The following is a 16,364-nucleotide window of genomic DNA, read 5'->3' as shown; positions in this document are numbered from 1 at the left end:
TGTCTAGCGACTGCGGGCTGCAAAGGCTATACACTTGAAACCACCACAAGGAGGCCACCACCACAAAGGTGCCTGTCCCCTTTGTGGTGGTTTTTGTTTTTGAGAGAGGGGCGGTGCGCTGATGGACGTCCATACGGACGGCGATATTGCCGAGAACTTTTGGTGGCGGCGCACGACGCTGACGCGTCGCAGCCCTCTGTATGACGCCTGCGTATCAGCGGGGCTGCTGGTCGCGGCGACGATTGTGGGCGCGCTGCTCGACCGTCCGGGTCTCGCGCCGAGCATCATGATCGTCTATGTGTTTGCCGTGCAGCTGTGCGCATTCTTTACCTGGAGCCGCCTGTATTGCCTGCTGAGCTCGGCTGCCGCCGTGGCGCTCTACAACTATTTGTTTGTCGACCCGCGCTACTCGCTGTCGCTCATCGACCGCGTCTATCCCGGCATGTTCTTTATCATGTTTGTGGTCTCGCTCGTGTCGAGCTCGATTGCGCTGGCCCTGCGCCGCGCCTTGGCGCAGGCTGCCGCCAGCGACCGTCGCACGCAGATGGTGCTCGAGACCAACCGCATGCTGCAGCGGTGCGGCGATCAGCAACAGATTGTGCATGCTATGGCAACGCAACTGGCGCGTCTTTCGGACTGTCCGGTCGTGTGGTATAGCGCCGATGTCGACGACGATGACCTGCTGCCGCGCACGATGTACACGGCCGTGGGCGATGCCGCGCCGGTGCACGAGCTGGCGCCGCAGATGCCGCCACGGCTCTCGGCATCCGCCTATGTGGGAACGCCGCTCGATGCCACCTATGGCGGCTCGGCGTTCTTTGGCATATACCTGACCGTGCACTCGGGCGACACCATGGTGCGCGCGGGTGATCCCGCCTCGGTGGTGGGGGTGCTCGCCATTGTCGCCGAGCCCGATGCGCTGACGTCCGAGGAGCGGACGCTTGCCGATGCCATCGTGAGCGAAGGCGAGCTGGCTCTCGATCGCGCCCGCGCCATGGAGGCCCGCGAGGAGGCGGCGGTGCTCGCTAAAAACGAGCAGCTGCGTGCCAACTTGCTGCGCTCCATCTCGCACGATCTGCGCACGCCGCTTACCAGTATCTCGGGCAATGCCGACGTGTTGCTCGACCAGGGCTCGACTGGCACGGCCGTGCTCGACGACCAGACGCGCCGCGGCCTGCTCCTATCCATTCGCTCGGACGCGCAATGGCTCAACGCCACCGTCGAGAACCTGCTCGCCATTACCAAGCTCGAGGGCGGCGGCATGCATCTGTCGACCACGCTCGAGCTCATGGACGATATCGTCGAGGAGGCGCTGCGCCACGTAAACCCGGCCGTACGTGAGCACGACCTTAAGGTAGTGGCGTGCGATGAGCCGGCGCTCGTCAACGTCGACGCGCGCCTGATGGTGCAGCTGGTGGTCAATCTGGTGAACAACGCCATTACCTATACGCCCGCAGGCTCGCATATCGTGATCTCGATTGGCGTCCATGATGGATGCGTGGCGTGCTCGGTTGCCGATGACGGCCCGGGCATTGCGCCCGAGGACCGCGAGCGAATCTTTGAGTCGTTCTATATCGCCAACCATGGCCTAGCCGATAGCTGCCGCAGTGTGGGTCTGGGGCTTTCGCTCTGCCGCTCCATTGCGCTGGCGCATGGCGGTAGCATAGGGGTTGCCGCGGCGGACCCGCACGGCTCTGTCTTTACGATTGAGCTTCCTGCCGCCGATGTTTCGTTTGATAAGGAGTAACACTGTGCCGAACTCTGCTGTGAAACCGCTTATCTTGGTCGTTGAGGACGATCCCGCCGTCCGCAACCTTATCGTTGCCGCGCTCGAGGCGCACGGTTTGCGCCATATGGCTGTGGAGACCGCCCACGCCGCCATCGCCGCCGCTTCGTCGCAGGCGCCGAGCATTGTGCTGCTCGATCTGGGCCTGCCCGATATGGACGGCGTCAAGGTGGTGGAGTCGGTGCGCGCGTGGTCGGGCATGCCGATCATCGTGGTCTCGGCACGCAGCGAGGACGCGGACAAGATCCGAGCGCTCGATGCCGGCGCCGATGACTACCTGACTAAGCCGTTTTCGGTCGAGGAGCTGCTCGCGCGCATTCGCACCACGCTCAGGCGCCTTTCGTATGCGCAGGCGGGCGGTGTTGTCTCCGAGGGCTCGTTCGATACCGGCGAGTTGCATATCGATTTTGATGCCGGCATCGCCACGATGGATGGCGAGGAACTGCATCTGACGCCGATCGAGTACAAGCTCTTGTGCCTGCTGGCACACAACGCCGACAAGGTGCTGACGCACCAATTTATCCTGCACGAGATCTGGGGCACGGCGACCAAGAGCGACCTGGCGAGCCTGCGCGTCTTTATGGGTACGCTGCGCAAAAAGATCGAGTCCGATCCCGCGCACCCGCACTATATCCAAACGCACGTGGGCATCGGCTACCGCCTGGTCATCCAAGGCTAGATCGCCAACCATCATCCCAATATGAGTTGCGGTGAAATAGTTCCTGTTTGGGCCTTTACCAGGCATTTTTAGGGACTATTCCACCGCAACTTTGTTTATTTGCCCTTGGGCTTGCTGGCGTAGAACTTCTTCTTTTTGGGCTTGCCTGAGCAGGCGGGCTTGTCGTCGCCGTGCGGTCCTCGGACGCCGGCCTGCGCGTGCGCGGGCGATGCTGCGCGAGGCTTGCGGGCTCCGGGGTTGCGCAGTTCCTCGACGCGCTCAGCAATTTCCTCGGCGCTAAAGCCGACCTCGGCCATGGCGTCCTCGATGGGCAGGCGGCGCACGATGTAGCAGTGGTGCACCTTCTGGTTGCGCGCGAAATCCTCGGGGATGGTCTGCTCCGTAATGTCCTCCAGCACCACGCCTGCGCGCGCGAGCTTGCGCGTCTCGGGGCGGAAACCGCGCAGGTTGCAGCTAAAGATGGCATGGCCGCCCTGCGCGAGCAGGCGCGATACGCCGGCCAAAAGCTCAACATGGTCGCGCTGAACATCCCAGGTGCGACGGCCCATCTTGGACGAGTTCGAGAACGTGGGCGGGTCGACAAAGATCAGGTCCCAGCGGTTGCGCGTCTGGCGCTGGTCGCGAATCCAGGCGAGCACGTCGTCGCGCACAAAATGATGCTGAGGCCCCACAAAGCCGTTCTGGCGCATGTTGCGCTCGGCCCAGTCCAGATAGGTGTTGGAGAGGTCGACCGTCACGGTCTCCTCGACGCCGCTGTCTGCCGCATAGCAGGTGGCAGTGCCGGTGTAGGCAAACAGGTTGAGGAAGCGGCGCGCCTGCTTGGCGTGCTCGCGCACCAGATTGCGCGTGACGCGGTGGTCCAAGAAGATGCCCACGTCCAGGTAGTCGTCAAAGTTGACGGCAAAGGTGAGGCCGCCTTCCTCGATGAGCGGTAGGCGACGGCGCGCAATGTTGGCGCGCTCGCCCGAGCCGCCCTTGCCGGCGCCCTGCTTACCGTACTGCGAGCCGCCGCGCGAACGCATGCGGGCCTTGGCGTGCACGTGCTCGGCGGGAACATCTAGGATGCGCGGCGCGATGGCCAGAATGTCGAGCATGCGGGCCTGGGCCAGTGCGGGGTCGATGGTCTTGGGCGCGGCGTATTCGGCGATGACGAGCCAGCGGCCCGGCGTCTGCGGGCAACCCTCGTACAGATCGATGGCGGCGGAGTAGTCGGGCAGGTCGGCATCGTAGACGCGGTAGCAGCTCACGCCCTCGCGCTTGGCCCACTTGCGGCGCAGGCGAGCGTTCTTGCGCAGGCGGTTGGCGAACTGCTCGGATTCGGGGATGAGCACGGGCAGCGGCTTGCCGTCGCCCAGGTCGAGCGTGGCGGCAGGTTCGGGCATGGGGGTGCTGGCGGCTTCGTCGCTGATGACGTCGTTGGCATCCGCAACCTCGGCCTCGGCATCCGCGCTGGTCGCAGCCTCAAACGCTGCGGCGGCGTGGTCGAGCGAGGGCCAAACCTCGATAGTCGCCTCTTCGTTGTTGGGCATGACGGCAATGGAGCGCGCGGGCTCGGCATGGAGCGCGCGGGCCAGCAGGCCGTCGCGGGTGAGCGCGGCGACCGGTGCCGAAGCAAGCTCGGGCGCGCGGCGCAGCTCGCCGACCAGCGTCATGGCGTCATGCATAAGCGACAGCGGTGTCTCGGTCGTATCCGCGACGAGGGCGGCGCCGGCGACAGCGCCCGCATGGTCCAGCACGGTGGCGGGCTTGGCGGCGCAAAAATCGACAAAGCGCTTGTAACCGGCGCACTTGGCCATACGCTCGGCGGTCTTGCGGGCGGCAGGGTCAATGTCCACGGCGACGATGCGTGCCTGGCGCTCGCGCGCTGCCGCCTCGCGCTCTCGTGCCTCGGCAAGCAACTGCTCCCATAGGGCGGCATCGTGCAGCTGCCAGCCCTCAAAGCCCCAGCGCTCGCGTGCGGCGCCCGGGGCGCGGTCGGTCAGGATGTTCACGGCCTCCAGCAGCAGGCCGCCGCCGGCGCACGAGGCGTCGATCAGCGTAGGTAGGGCCTCGTTTTCGTAGTCGTCGGCCGTCAGCTCGCGCTCGCACAGCGCGGTCCAGCCGACCTGCGCCAACACCAGGGCGGCGTAGTCGGGGCGTAGCACGTGCGCGCCCTCGCCGGCGCGAGTCGCGGCGGGCGGCAGGCGCTTGAACAGCGGGTCGCCCGAAAGGTCCAGGCTTATGCTCGCACGGCGCTGGCGTAGCGAAAGCAGCAGGTGGACATCGGGGTCGGCAGCATCGACATCGGCGCGACGGCCTGTGGTCTCGGCCAGGCGATCGCACAATGCGTCCTTGGCGCGCAGGGCAGAGAAGCGCGTGTTGCGCAGCTGCTCGGTCACACCACGGGCAGTGATGGCAATGGTGGCGCCGCAGCGGACGATGTTTTCCCAGGCAATGTCGTAAACGGCATCGTACAGTTCATCGGCATTCTGCGCCTCAAAGCGCCTGAGCACCACGAACACGCGGCTCGCCAGGCGCGACCACAGACAGGCGCGGTAACCTTCTTCGAGCTCGCCCTCAAATGTAGCGCGGCCCTTCAGCCGGCGAACATGCGAAAGTCCGAGGCGTTTAAGCTCATCGGCGAGTGCGGACTCAAAGCCCTCGGGGCAGCTTGCGTAAAATTCCATGGGTGACCTCTCTGGTTGCGTCGCTCCATTATATGATGGATGCTTCGTTTGCCCTTATCCTCGAAAGGAACCCATATGATTGATGCGTGTCCCGAACCCGCTGTGCTCTTTTTTGACGTGGACGGCACGCTGACGTCGTTCGATCCCGACGATATGACCGATAAGGACTTTACGGCGGTGCGTCCCTCGCGGGCGGTTATCGAGGCATTTCACCGTTTGCGCGATGCGGGGCACAAGGCATTTATCTGCACGGGTCGCCCCTTGTGGCTGATTGCCGATGGCCTGCGCGCGCTGAACCCGGCGGGTATCGTTGCCATGGCGGGGGCCACGCTAGAGGTCGAGGGCCGCGTGGCACACGAGGACTGCATTGACGAGGACATTGTTGAGGAGCTCGCGCGTCGCATTACTGTGGCGGGCGGCGAGGCGTTGTTCGAGACGAACAGTGCCACCTATTCACTTGAGCCAGTTGGTGTCGAACAGTCATTTCTGCTAGGCGCCGGCGTGGTGCATGGCGTTGATCAGATGCGCGTCGATGGCCGCTTGCGCGTAGGCAAGGTGTGCATTAACGCGTGCGACCTGGCTCGCGTAGCCAACGATGACGGCTTTATCGAGCGCGAGTTTGAGCTGTGCAACACCGGTGGTCAGAATCGCGAGCTGAGCCCCAAGGGCATCGACAAGGGCGTGGGCGTGGCGCGGGCGCTGGAGTATCTGGGTCGCGCGGGAAATGCGCGCACCTTTGGCTTTGGCGATTCGGGCAACGACCTGGGTATGCTCGCTGCGGTCGAGACAGCTGTCGCCATGGGCAACGCCATGCCCGAAGTCAAGGCGCTCGCCGACTACGTGACCGACGATGTCGCACACGACGGTACCGTCACAGCGATGCAGCATTTTGGGTTGATTTAATAAATGGCCGGGTCGCCCGCAGTGGGGGCGACCCGGCCATTTGAGCTATTTTGCAATATAGAGCTTGGGATGACTGCGACTGCTCTCGATCGCCGCCGTCATGATGCCCTCGTCGTCTCCATCAACGATGATGCCGTCGAGGTCATCGATCTGCGCGGACTGATAAAAACTGGTTTTGTTGAACTTTCCCTGGTCAACCATCATGTAGCCCTGGTTTGAGTTGGTAAGGTACATATGCTTGATCATGGCCGAGAAGTCGTGCTCGACGGTAAAGCCGTGGTCGGGGTGGAATCCGTCGGCACTGACAAACGCCTTGTCGGCATGTAGTTTGCTCATGCAGTCGAGCGTCAGTGCGCCCGCGAGATAGAGGTGCCCCTTGCGCACGGAGCCGCCCAGCAGCACTACCGAAGCATTGGGGAGATTGAAGCTGGCGTAGTTCGCGATTGCAAGATCGCCGGTGATAATGGTGATCTCACGCTTGTCCATGAGGGCCTTAGCGAAGTAAAAGCCTGTGGTGCCGATATCAATTACCAGAACATCGCCATCATCAACAAGAGTTGCTGCGGTTGCGGCGATGGCCTCCTTGGCCTCGACTTGGACATTGATGCGCTCCTCGGGATACGAGATTGCGTTGGAGCGAGAAAGCGATACCGCTCCGCCGCGTACGCGACGCAGCTTGCCTTCGGATTCCAGCGAGATGAGGTCGTGCCGTGCGGTGACTTCCGAAACCGAAAAACGGCGAACGATGTCGGATACCGAGATATTTGGCTTTTCGGCCAGCCAATTCATGATAAATCGCTGACGCTCGGCCGGTGAAAGGTCTGAAGTAGATGCCATATGCCGCTCCTTTTGAACAAAAGGTAAAAGATGCGCCTTTCGTAATCGAAATATAACGTATCGATATGAAAAGAACAAGGCAAATTCGAATGAATCAAAAGAACGGAATGGCATGTCACAAATGCATGCGTAGCAGATAGTTCGCACGTAAACGGGCTATAAAGAGTCTCATTCTGAAGGTGCCGCCCAAAAGAAGTACGTTCACGCCCGATATTCGACCGTTCACGGAAAGTTGACAATTGAGCTTTCGATAGCTTTTGAAATAGTTTATAAAAGAAAACCGAAAAGCTTTTGAAACAAAGAAGAAGGCTTTCGATAGCAATAGTGTTAGATGAGAAAGGACCGAACATGGCGATCAAGGTGTTTGCCGACGGCGCTGACCTCGAGGGCATGCTTGACATGCATGACAATGGCAACGTTCAGGGCTTCACGACCAATCCTTCCCTTATGAAGGCCGGCGGCGTGACCGACTACCGCGCTTTTGCCAAGACGGTTCTTGAGCACATTACTGATGTGTCGGTCTCTTTTGAGGTATTCGCCGACGACGAGGCAGGTATGGAAGCCGAGGCTCGCGAGATCGCAACCTGGGCAGACAACGTCTACGTTAAGATCCCGGCGCTCAACACCAAGGGTGAGTCCACTGCCGCGCTGGTCAAGCGCCTTTCTGCCGACGGCATCAAGGTGAATGTCACCACGATCTTCACGCCCGAACAGGTCGACGAGTTTGTCGATGCCGTCTCTGCTGAGACCCCCTCTATTCTGTCCATCTTCGCCGGTCGCATTGCCGATACCGGCGTCGATCCGCTGCCCCTCATGGCGGAGTCCGTAAAGAAGGCTGCCGTTAAGCCTGCTGCCGAGGTTCTCTGGGCGTCTACGCGCGAGGTCCTTAATATCTTCCAGGCGGAGTCCGTTGGATGCCAGATCATTACGGTCCCCAATGCCCTTCTTGCCAAGCGCAAGAATTTCGGGAAAGATTTGCTTGAGTACTCGCTTGATACGGTCAAGGGTTTTGCCCGCGACATTCAGGCGCTTGGTTTTCATATCCTGCCCGAGGAGTAGGGGACGAGCATGCTGACCGATCTTCTTAAGCCCGAGCTTGTTGCCTGCCACGTCGAGGCCTCCGACTGGGAGGAAGCGATCAGGGCATGCGGTAAGTTGCTCGTAGACGCTGGCAAATGCGATCAGAGCTATGTTGACGCCATGATTTCATCGGTTCACAAATTCGGCCCCTATATGGTCTTGGAAGAGGGCATCGCCATGCCCCACGCTCAGGCAGATGGCAATGTGAGCGAAGCGGGAATCTGTATCGTCACGCTTGACCCAGCCGTTGCGTTTGGACACGAGGATTTCGATCCGGTTCACGTGCTCGTGGGTATTTGCGCACCCGACCCCAAGGCTCATCTTGGCTGCTTGGCGGAGCTTTCGCAGATGTTCGAGGACGAGGACTGCGTTGCCAAGCTCAGCGCATGCGATACGCCCGAGCAGGTTTTGGAGACCATGCGTTCATTCTTTTAGGCCTTAATGGCACGGCGATGCGTCGCCGCTTTTGGATAGACGGAAAACCGTCACGTGTAGGAGAGGAAGGTTGCCATGCATATCATCACCGTATGCGGAAACGGCATCGGGTCCAGCCTGATGCTCGCTGGCAAAGTCGAGGAGCTTTGCGAGGAGGAGGGCATCAAGGCCGACGTTGAGTCTATGGACCTGAACGGTGCTTCTTCCGCAAATCCGGATCTGTTCATCACCGTTAAGGAACTCGCCCCCGAGCTCCACGGCAACGTTGTGATCGTTCGCAGCTATGTGAACAAGAAGAAGATCCGCGAAGACGCCCTCGAGGCAATCAAGGCGGCCGCCGCTAACGCCTAAAGCGGCACAAAAAAGGGCGGTTCCCTGTGGAAGAGGGAAACGCGCCCACGTTAGAGAGAAAGGAAGCGCAGATGCAAGCCATCCTTCCCATACTTGAGTTTATCCAATCGATTCTGACCAAGCCAGCGTGGATTATGGGTCTATTTGCCTTTGTGGGCCTTGTCGCGCTTAAGCGTCCTGCCCACAAGGTGATGACGGGCACCCTGAAGCCCATTCTTGGTTACATCATGCTGTCTGCCGGCGCCGCTGTTGTTCAGGAGAACCTTGCTCCGCTGGGTACCTTCATCGAGACCGGTTTCCACATCACCGGCGTCGTGCCCAACAACGAGGTCGTCGTTTCGATGGCTCAGAGCGTCCTCGGCGTTCAGACCATGATGATCCTGATTCTCGGCTATGTCGTGAACATTATCATTGCCCGCTTTACCAAGTTTAAGTACATCTTCCTGACGGGCCATCACAGCATGTTTATGGCCTGCCTGCTGTCTGCCGTTCTGCAGGCATCTGGCTTCCAGGATGTCCAGCTTGTCATCGTGGGCGGCATGTTCCTGGGCCTCGTGAGCGCTATGCTTCCCGCCGTTGGTCAGCGTTTCACCGAGAAGGTTACCGATGGCGATGAAATCGCCATGGGCCACTTCGGTTCACTCGCCTATTACATCTCCGCTGCAGTCGGTACGCTTTTTGCTAAGGACGCCGAGGAGAACAGCACCGAGAAGATCGAGGTTCCCGAGAAGTTCGCCTTCCTGCGCGACACTACCATCTCCACGGCTCTTACCATGGCCTTCTTCTACCTGGTTACCGCTTTCGCCGCTTACATTGCAGATCCTGCGGTCGTTACCAAGACCGCTGGTGGCGACAACGTGATTGTCTATGCCCTGACCTGCGCTCTGTCTTTCGCCGTTGGTGTCACCATCGTCTATAACGGCGTTCGTATGATCCTTGCCGACCTGGTCCCGGCTTTCCAGGGCATCTCCAACAAGCTGATCCCCGGTGCCATCCCCGCCGTCGACTGCGCCGTCTTCTTCCCCTATGCTCCCACCGCCGTCATCCTCGGCTTTGTCGCTTCCTTTATCGGTGGCGTGGTCGGTATGTTCATCGTGGGCGCTACCCTGGGCATCTTCATCATCCCGGGCATGGTTCCCCACTTCTTCTGCGGTGCTACCGCGGGCATCTACGGCAATGCTACCGGCGGTCGCAAGGGCGCAGCTCTTGGCGCTTTCGTCAACGGCCTGCTCATCACCTTTGCCCCGGCCCTGCTCCTGCCCGTTCTTGACGTCTTTGGCTTCAAGAACACTACGTTCGGCGACTTCGATTTCTCCGTCATTGGTATTACGCTTGGCCGCGCTGCCGAGGCCTTCGGTACCACCGGTGTCTACGCGATTCTCGCTGTCCTTCTGGTCGTTGCCTTCGTCCCCAACTTCATCCACACCAAGGGTGCTGTGATCAATCACGTTGAGGAAGAGTAATCCAGGCATACGTTAAGCCCTAATCGGGCGGAGCTCCGATAACCGGCTCCTACACGGAAGCGGTGACGTCTCAATCGAGGCGTCACCGCTTTTTGCTTTGGAGCGATTGTGAATATGAGCCGGCGAGGCGCTGCTTCTGTTCCGTGAACGGAATCAAACGCAATGATCGGCAAAAACGTTTTGCCGCTGGGGCGTCGATATAAAAATGGTAAATCTGCAAAACCGTTCGCCGAGAAGATAAAAAACCGCAGTTCACGCCTTGATAAACGTAGATAAAGTGTTTAGCAGTTTATCGGCCGTATGCTAACGAAAGGAATCAGGCAGATGGCAATCAAGGTGTTCGCTGACGGTGCAAACCTCGAGGGCATGCTCGACATGTACGAGAGCGGCAACGTTCAGGGTTTCACGACCAACCCGTCCCTTATGAAGAAGGGCGGCGTGACGGATTACCGCGCGTTTGCCAAGGAGGTCCTGGCCCACATCACCGATGTGTCCGTGTCGTTTGAGGTCTTTGCCGACGACGTCGAGACCATGGAGGTCGAGGCCCGCGAGATTGCTGCCTGGGCCGAGAACGTCTACGTCAAGATTCCGTGCGTGACCACCAAGGGCGAGTCCACCGCCGAGCTGGTGCACAAGCTTTCGGCCGACGGCATCAAGGTCAACGTCACCACCATCTTTACGCCTACGCAGGTCGACGAGATGGTCGAGGCCGTTGACGCCGAGACGCCGTCCATCATCTCGCTCTTTGCCGGTCGCATCGCCGACACCGGCGTCGATCCCATTCCGTTTGTGACGGAGTCGGTCAAGACGGCCGCCGCCAAGCCCAACTGCGAGGTCCTGTGGGCATCCACGCGCGAGCTCATCAACATCTACCAGGCCGAGGCCTGCGGTTGTCAGATCATCACGGTGCCCAACAGTATCCTGGCCAAGCGCAAGAACATCGGGCGCGACCCGTATGAGGTTTCGCTCGATACCGTGCGCGGCTTTGCCAAGGATATCGCCGCTTTGGGCTTCCATATCCTGCCGTAACGCGAACACTGGCTGCGCCGCGGGTTGTTCGCCCCGGCCTTTCCTTTCCCTATCGCTCACGCGCTTCGCGAGGGTCGCGCTAGGTAAAGGAAAGGCCGGGGCTGCCGACACGAGCTTGCCGGCAAGTTAGCACTCGGCTTCCATATCCTGCCGTAGGCAAAGGTACCCCCGCCTGCGACGTGCAAAATTGAGAGTATTCAGCAAGGTAAAGGCTTTTACCAGCTGGTTGAAGCACGGAACAGCCCCCGTTTTGGCTCTGACGACGCTAAAACGGGGGCTGTTTGTGACTTTATTGCCTCTGAGGAGCGTTCGGAGCGGCGGAAATTGCAGAATGCTCGCGATTTTGCACGCTGCTACAGGGGGTACCCTTGCTTTGGCGGTTTATTTCCCCTGCACCATGGTGAGCGAGATCTTCTTGCGGTCGCGATCGACCTTTTCGACCCACACCTTGACCGTGTCGCCGACGCGCACCACGTCGCTTGGGTGCTTGACGAAGCGGTTGGCCAGTTTGGAGATGTGCACGAGGCCGTCCTGGTGCACGCCCACGTCGACGAAGGCGCCAAAGTCGACGACGTTGCGCACCGTGCCCTTGAGCTCCATGCCGGGTTCCAGGTCGTCGATGGAAAGTGCCGAGCGGCTAAAGACCACCTCGGGCGCGTCGTCTCGCGGGTCGCGGCCGGGCTTCTTGAGCTCGTTGACAATGTCGATGAGCGTGAGGGTACCGCAGTCCAGGTCGCTTGCCAGCGTCGAGATGCTGCCCAGGCGGCGCTCGATGTCGGGCACGCCGCCGCGGCTGAGCTCGCTTGCCGCAACGCCGGCGCGCTCCAGGACGGCCGTGGCCACCTCGTAGCTTTCGGGGTGGACGCTTGTCGCGTCGAGCGGGTTCTTGCCGCCGCTGATGCGCAGGAAACCTGCGGCGTTGAGGTACGCCTTGGGTCCCAGCTTGGGGACCTTCTTGAGCTGGCGGCGATCGGTAAAGGCGCCGTTTTCCTCGCGGAAAGCCACGATGTTTTTGGCCACGCTCGGCGTGATGCCCGATACGTATCCCAGCAGGCTCGCGCTCGCGGTGTTCACGTCGACGCCCACGCGGTTAACGACGTCCTCCACCACGTGGCCCAGGGTGCGCGAGAGTTCGGCCTGGTCAAGGTCGTGCTGGTATTGACCCACGCCGATGGACTGGGGCGGAATCTTGACGAGCTCTGCCAGCGGGTCTTGCAGGCGGCGGCCCAGGCTCATGGCGCCACGTACGGTGACGTCCAGGTCGGGATATTCCTGGCTGGCGAGCTCGGAGGCGGAGTACACCGATGCGCCGGCCTCGTTGACGATGGTGTAGCGAAGGCTGGGCGCCTGCTCGGCAATGAACTCCGAGACGACTTCCTCGGTCTCGCGGCTGGCGGTGCCGTTGCCGATGACGATGGTGTTGACGCCGTCCTTCTTGACGAGGCGGGCGAGCTCGCGCTTGGTGCCGGCGACGTCGTGGCGCGGCTTGGTGGGGTAGACCACGCCGTGGTCGAGCAGCTTGCCGGTCTCGTCCATGACGGCGACCTTGCAGCCAGTGCGGTAGCCCGGATCGAGCGCGAGCACGCGGGCGCCGCGCACGGGGCGTGCCGAGAGCAGGCCCTCAAGATTCTTGGCAAAGACGTTGATGGCCTCGGTCTGCGCGCGGACGGTGAGCTTGGCGCGGGCCTCGCGCTCCAGCGAGGGGGCCATGAGGCGCTTGTAACCATCGGCGATGGCGGCATCGAAGATGGGAGCAAACACGCCCTGGCGTCGGGGCCAACGGCTGCCGAGGCGCGCCGTGGCGGCAGCGCCGTCGACGCTCACGCGCACGCGGAGCTTACCCTCGCGCTCACCGCGGTCGATAGCCAGCACGCGGTGGTTAGGGATGCGGCGCAGCGGCTCGTCAAAGTTGTAGTAAGGCTCGTAGGGAGTCTTCTCCGCGGGGTCGGTGGCCTCGACGACGATATCGGCGGTGTTTTGCGTAAAGGCGCGCAGGTCGGCGACGTTCTCAGGGTCCTCGGCCACCGTCTCGGCCACGATGTCGGCGGCGCCGGCAAGCGCCTTCTCAGGTGTGTCGAAGCCGGCCTCCTCGTTGACGTATTCCGCGGCGGCGTCGAGCGCGCTGCCCTTGGCCGAGGCCTGCATGATGATCATGTTGGCAAGCGGCTCCAGACCTGCCTCGCGGGCCTTCTGCGCGCGGGTCATGCGCTTTTTGCGGTAGGGCTTATAGAGGTCCTCGACACGCTGGAGCTGTGTGGCCTCGCGGATCTGCTGCTCGAGCTCGGGCGTGAGCTTGCCCTGTGCGTCGATGAGCAGGATGACGTCCTCTTTGCGCTGCTCAAGATTGCGCAGGTAGGACAGGCGCTCGTCGAGTGCGCGCAGGGCGACGTCGTCCATGCCGCCGGTGGTTTCCTTGCGGTAGCGCGAGATAAAGGGGATGGTGTTGCCCTCGTCGATGAGCTTGACGGTCGCCTCGACATTGGCGGCCTTAAGGTTGAGCTCGCGGGCGAGCTGGGCGATAAGATCCATGGGAATTCCTGTCTGTGAGTACGTTACAGGTGCATGAGCCACCCAGTCTACCACCCGCCCGCGCGCCGCGGCTGCAAAGAAAAGCCCCGCGGGCAGGAGGCTGCTCGTGGGGCAAAGAAGAGGGGCTTATTTGTGGCGGACCGAGGGACTCGGCATGGGGTTTCTGCCGCGGCCGCTCTTAAGGCATTACAGCTCGACGAGCTGGCCGGTCTCGGCGGCCTCCTTGATGGCGTTAAGCAGCGTGAGCGTCTTAACGTTGTCGGCGGGGGTCACGACGGGCTCGACCTCGCGGCGGACGACCTTCACAAAGTGCTTGAGCTGCATCTTGTGCGGCAGCGCCGGGTCCACGGCCGGGATCTCCATCTGCAGCGGCTTGTGCCAGTTGGAGGCACCGTTGTAGGAGAACTGGTGCAGGCGGGGCAGCGAAAGGGCGCCCAAGGTTCCGCCGATAAAGTAGGCGTCGGCGTCGAAGGGACGGTACTGCGGGTCCTCGCGAGCGGTGGCCTCCCAGTTCCAGGGGCTGGCGGTGGCATCGGAGATGGTCATGCTTGCGAGCGCGCCATCGGCAAAACGGACGTTGACCACGGCGGAGTCCTCAGTCTCAAAACCGCGGGCGGCGCTGGACTGCATACCCTGGACGGCGACGGGCTCGCCCAGCAGATAGCGGAGCAGGTCGACGTCGTGAACCAGGTTAACCAGGATCGGGCCGGCACCCTTCTTGCGGCGCCACTCGACATCGAAGTACTCGTCATTCTTATAGATCATGTAGTGGAAGCTCGACACGGTGAGCTTGCCCAGCTCGCCGGACTCGATGATCTCTTTGGCTTTGTTGACGAAGGGGTTGTGACGACGGTGCTGGCCCACGAGCACGGGCACGCCGGCGGTCTCGGCCTCGGCGGCAAAGGTCTGGGCATCCTCGAGGTCATTGGAGATCGGCTTTTCGACCAGCGGCACGATGTTGCGCTTCACGGCCTCGCGGGCAACGCCCAGATGCAGGTCGTTGGGGGTGGCGATGATGACGGCCTCGGGCTTGACCTCGTCCATCATCTGGGCGGGATCGGTAAAGAACGGCACGCCGGCAGCCTCGGCCGTGGCGCGGGCGCCCTCAAAGGCGTCGGCGATGGCGACGAGCTCGGCCTCGGGCTCCTCGGTGACAAAGCGGATGTGGTTGCGGCCCATGGCGCCGGCGCCGATGACGGCAATGCGGACGGGGTTGAGCTCAGACATTTCGACTCCTTAATGCTGGTGGCTGGTGGAATGTGACAAAGGGACGGTCCCTCATGTCACATCGGTAAAACTAAGCGGACTTCTTCTTGCTGTCGGAGACCATCATGTAGACGGTGAGTACGACGGCGATGGCGGCGATCACGATGGCGCCGTAGAAGGACTGCTGGTAGGCGGCGCTGCCGGCCTCGGCGTGATACAGCACGGCGGTGATGGGCTGGCTGATCCAGGTGGAAGCGGCGTAGCCCAGGAACATGATGCCGTAGTTGACGCCGATGTTGCTGGTACCAAAGGCGCCACCGGTAAGCGGCGGGTAGATGACGAGCAGGGCGCCAAAGCTAAAGCCGAGCAGGGCGAGCGCCACAAAGAACATGCTCTGCGTAAAGCTCATCGACATGATGACGAGCGCGACGATGGTGACGACAAGGCTGATGAGCAGCGACTTGTAGGCGCCGAGCTTGTCAATGATCTGGCCAAAGGACAGACGACCGACCAGGTTGGCGCAGGTGTTGACGGAGACCACTACACCGCCGAGGGCGACAGCTGCGGCGCACGTGGGGTCGGCGAAGAGCTGGACGGCGGCGATGGAGGCAACCTTGCCCACGAGCAGGGTGCCTGCAGTGGCAGCAAAGGCGAAGGTGACGATGAGGATCCAAAAGCGCGGGGTTTTGACCATCTCGCCCGGGGTGAGGTCGCCGAAGGTGCCGGCGTGTGCGCCGCCCTTGGGGGCCTCGAAGCCCTCGGGCAGCCAACCGGCCTCGGGGGCCTTCAGGAACAGGGCGGAGGCGGCGATCATCGCAAAGAAGATGACGCCGAGTGCCTTGAGGGCGCCAAAGATGCCCAGGCTCGGGATGAGCAGCGAGGCGAGCACCGGGGACAGCACGGCGGGGCCGGCGGTCGAAGCGGCCAGGGTGATGCCGGAGGCCAGGCCCTTCTTGTCGATGAACCACTTTTGGCCGGTGGTGAGCGCCGGGTTGTAACCCAGGCCGTTGCCGATGGCGGCGACGAGCGAGAACCACAGGTAGAACTGCCACGGCTCGGTGACGGTGCCAGACATGAACCAGCCCAGGCCGTAGCACACGGCGGCGGCGATCACGACGTTGCGGGGGCCGATCTTATCGGAGATGCGGCCGGCGAAGATGCCTGTCACGGCCATGATGGTCTGAAAGACCGGGAAAGCCCAGGTAAGGGCGCTGGACCACTCGGGGTAGACGGCGAGCAGGTTCTTGCTCACGACGGAATACAGCGCGATGGAGCTGATAAAGAACATGGTGACGCACGCGGCGGAAAGCACGACGGCGCGACCCTTGTTGGAGTTGGTGGAAGCCATTGGACTCTTTCTAATCGATGCGGGGGAGGGGCGGACACGTCCGCGGGGCCTC

13 protein-coding genes are annotated in these 16,364 nt (G+C 61.8%); 8 read left to right on the top strand and 5 right to left on the bottom strand.

From position 1 onward, the window contains the following. The first annotated feature begins 121 nt into the window (after positions 1-121). Together DW136_RS05560 and DW136_RS05555 are read left to right on the top strand one after the other, a co-directional pair. Positions 122-1,747, top strand: coding sequence for an ATP-binding protein (locus DW136_RS05560; protein ID WP_117629822.1), 1,626 nt, complete (start codon positions 122-124; stop codon positions 1,745-1,747). Between the two features lie 4 nt (positions 1,748-1,751). Beyond that, a complete protein-coding gene (locus DW136_RS05555; RefSeq protein WP_233505700.1) occupies positions 1,752-2,465 on the top strand; it encodes a response regulator in 714 nt (237 codons plus the stop codon). 95 nt (positions 2,466-2,560) lie between these two features. On the opposite strand, the gene rlmKL is transcribed toward DW136_RS05555, so the two are convergent. Beyond that, a complete protein-coding gene (gene rlmKL / locus DW136_RS05550; RefSeq protein ID WP_117629820.1) occupies positions 2,561-5,131 on the bottom strand; it encodes a bifunctional 23S rRNA (guanine(2069)-N(7))-methyltransferase RlmK/23S rRNA (guanine(2445)-N(2))-methyltransferase RlmL in 2,571 nt (856 codons plus the stop codon). 75 nt (positions 5,132-5,206) lie between these two features. Here rlmKL and DW136_RS05545 point away from each other — a divergent pair, with 75 nt between their 5' ends. Further along, a complete protein-coding gene (locus tag DW136_RS05545) occupies positions 5,207-6,034 on the top strand; it encodes an HAD-IIB family hydrolase (RefSeq protein ID WP_158551683.1) in 828 nt (275 codons plus the stop codon). 45 nt (positions 6,035-6,079) lie between these two features. On the opposite strand, the gene DW136_RS05540 is transcribed toward DW136_RS05545, so the two are convergent. Continuing rightward, positions 6,080-6,871, bottom strand: coding sequence for a DeoR/GlpR family DNA-binding transcription regulator (locus tag DW136_RS05540; RefSeq protein ID WP_158548938.1), 792 nt, complete (start codon positions 6,869-6,871; stop codon positions 6,080-6,082). A 348-nt stretch (positions 6,872-7,219) separates the two neighbouring features. On the opposite strand from DW136_RS05540, the gene DW136_RS05535 reads away from it, so the two are divergent. The 5 genes from DW136_RS05535 to DW136_RS05515 all read left to right on the top strand — a co-directional run bounded on the left by DW136_RS05535 (position 7,220) and on the right by DW136_RS05515 (position 11,229). After that, positions 7,220-7,930 carry a transaldolase gene (locus DW136_RS05535; protein ID WP_117582967.1) on the top strand — a complete coding sequence of 237 codons (711 nt, stop codon included), beginning with the start codon at positions 7,220-7,222 and terminating at the stop codon, positions 7,928-7,930. A gap of 9 nt (positions 7,931-7,939) precedes the next feature. Then, complete coding sequence (locus tag DW136_RS05530) at positions 7,940-8,386, top strand: PTS sugar transporter subunit IIA (protein WP_117582968.1); 447 nt, start codon at positions 7,940-7,942, stop codon at positions 8,384-8,386. Between the two features lie 75 nt (positions 8,387-8,461). Continuing rightward, positions 8,462-8,737, top strand: a complete 276-nt coding sequence (locus DW136_RS05525; RefSeq protein ID WP_022094539.1) for a PTS sugar transporter subunit IIB — start codon at positions 8,462-8,464, stop codon at positions 8,735-8,737. Positions 8,738-8,808: 71 nt separating this feature from the next. Further along, positions 8,809-10,200, top strand: coding sequence for a PTS ascorbate transporter subunit IIC (locus tag DW136_RS05520; protein WP_089573144.1), 1,392 nt, complete (start codon positions 8,809-8,811; stop codon positions 10,198-10,200). Between the two features lie 324 nt (positions 10,201-10,524). Continuing rightward, on the top strand, positions 10,525-11,229 hold the full coding sequence (locus DW136_RS05515) for a transaldolase (RefSeq protein ID WP_233503772.1): 705 nt from the start codon (positions 10,525-10,527) through the stop codon (positions 11,227-11,229). 381 nt (positions 11,230-11,610) lie between these two features. Here the strand turns inward: DW136_RS05515 and DW136_RS05510 are convergent, their stop codons facing one another. From DW136_RS05510 to DW136_RS05500, 3 genes are all read right to left on the bottom strand, one after another. Next, positions 11,611-13,758: a Tex family protein gene (locus DW136_RS05510; RefSeq protein ID WP_118289248.1), complete on the bottom strand. Its 2,148-nt coding sequence runs from the start codon at positions 13,756-13,758 to the stop codon at positions 11,611-11,613. Between the two features lie 186 nt (positions 13,759-13,944). After that, positions 13,945-14,985: a Gfo/Idh/MocA family protein gene (locus tag DW136_RS05505; protein WP_117582971.1), complete on the bottom strand. Its 1,041-nt coding sequence runs from the start codon at positions 14,983-14,985 to the stop codon at positions 13,945-13,947. 70 nt (positions 14,986-15,055) lie between these two features. Further along, the gene (locus tag DW136_RS05500; protein ID WP_117582972.1) at positions 15,056-16,312 is read right to left on the bottom strand and encodes an MFS transporter; all 1,257 of its coding nucleotides are present in this window, start codon (positions 16,310-16,312) and stop codon (positions 15,056-15,058) included. Positions 16,313-16,364 lie beyond the last annotated feature (52 nt).

It is taken from the genome of Collinsella sp. AM12-1 (genome assembly GCF_003472325.1).
Taxonomy (GTDB): domain Bacteria; phylum Actinomycetota; class Coriobacteriia; order Coriobacteriales; family Coriobacteriaceae; genus Collinsella.
The sequence above is the reverse complement of the archived record's forward strand: the minus strand, read 5'-3'. Positions and strand labels throughout refer to the sequence as shown.

Bases quoted from the DNA above. Each gene is read 5' to 3' on its own strand.
- DW136_RS05560 (WP_117629822.1), top strand. From the start codon at position 122: ATGGACGTCCATACGGACGGCGATATTGCCGAGAACTTTTGGTGGCGG.
- rlmKL (WP_117629820.1), bottom strand. From the start codon at position 5,131: ATGGAATTTTACGCAAGCTGCCCCGAGGGCTTTGAGTCCGCACTCGCC.
- DW136_RS05545 (WP_158551683.1), top strand. From the start codon at position 5,207: ATGATTGATGCGTGTCCCGAACCCGCTGTGCTCTTTTTTGACGTGGAC.
- DW136_RS05540 (WP_158548938.1), bottom strand. From the start codon at position 6,871: ATGGCATCTACTTCAGACCTTTCACCGGCCGAGCGTCAGCGATTTATC.
- DW136_RS05535 (WP_117582967.1), top strand. From the start codon at position 7,220: ATGGCGATCAAGGTGTTTGCCGACGGCGCTGACCTCGAGGGCATGCTT.
- DW136_RS05530 (WP_117582968.1), top strand. From the start codon at position 7,940: ATGCTGACCGATCTTCTTAAGCCCGAGCTTGTTGCCTGCCACGTCGAG.
- DW136_RS05525 (WP_022094539.1), top strand. From the start codon at position 8,462: ATGCATATCATCACCGTATGCGGAAACGGCATCGGGTCCAGCCTGATG.
- DW136_RS05520 (WP_089573144.1), top strand. From the start codon at position 8,809: ATGCAAGCCATCCTTCCCATACTTGAGTTTATCCAATCGATTCTGACC.
- DW136_RS05515 (WP_233503772.1), top strand. From the start codon at position 10,525: ATGGCAATCAAGGTGTTCGCTGACGGTGCAAACCTCGAGGGCATGCTC.
- DW136_RS05510 (WP_118289248.1), bottom strand. From the start codon at position 13,758: ATGGATCTTATCGCCCAGCTCGCCCGCGAGCTCAACCTTAAGGCCGCC.
- DW136_RS05505 (WP_117582971.1), bottom strand. From the start codon at position 14,985: ATGTCTGAGCTCAACCCCGTCCGCATTGCCGTCATCGGCGCCGGCGCC.
- DW136_RS05500 (WP_117582972.1), bottom strand. From the start codon at position 16,312: ATGGCTTCCACCAACTCCAACAAGGGTCGCGCCGTCGTGCTTTCCGCC.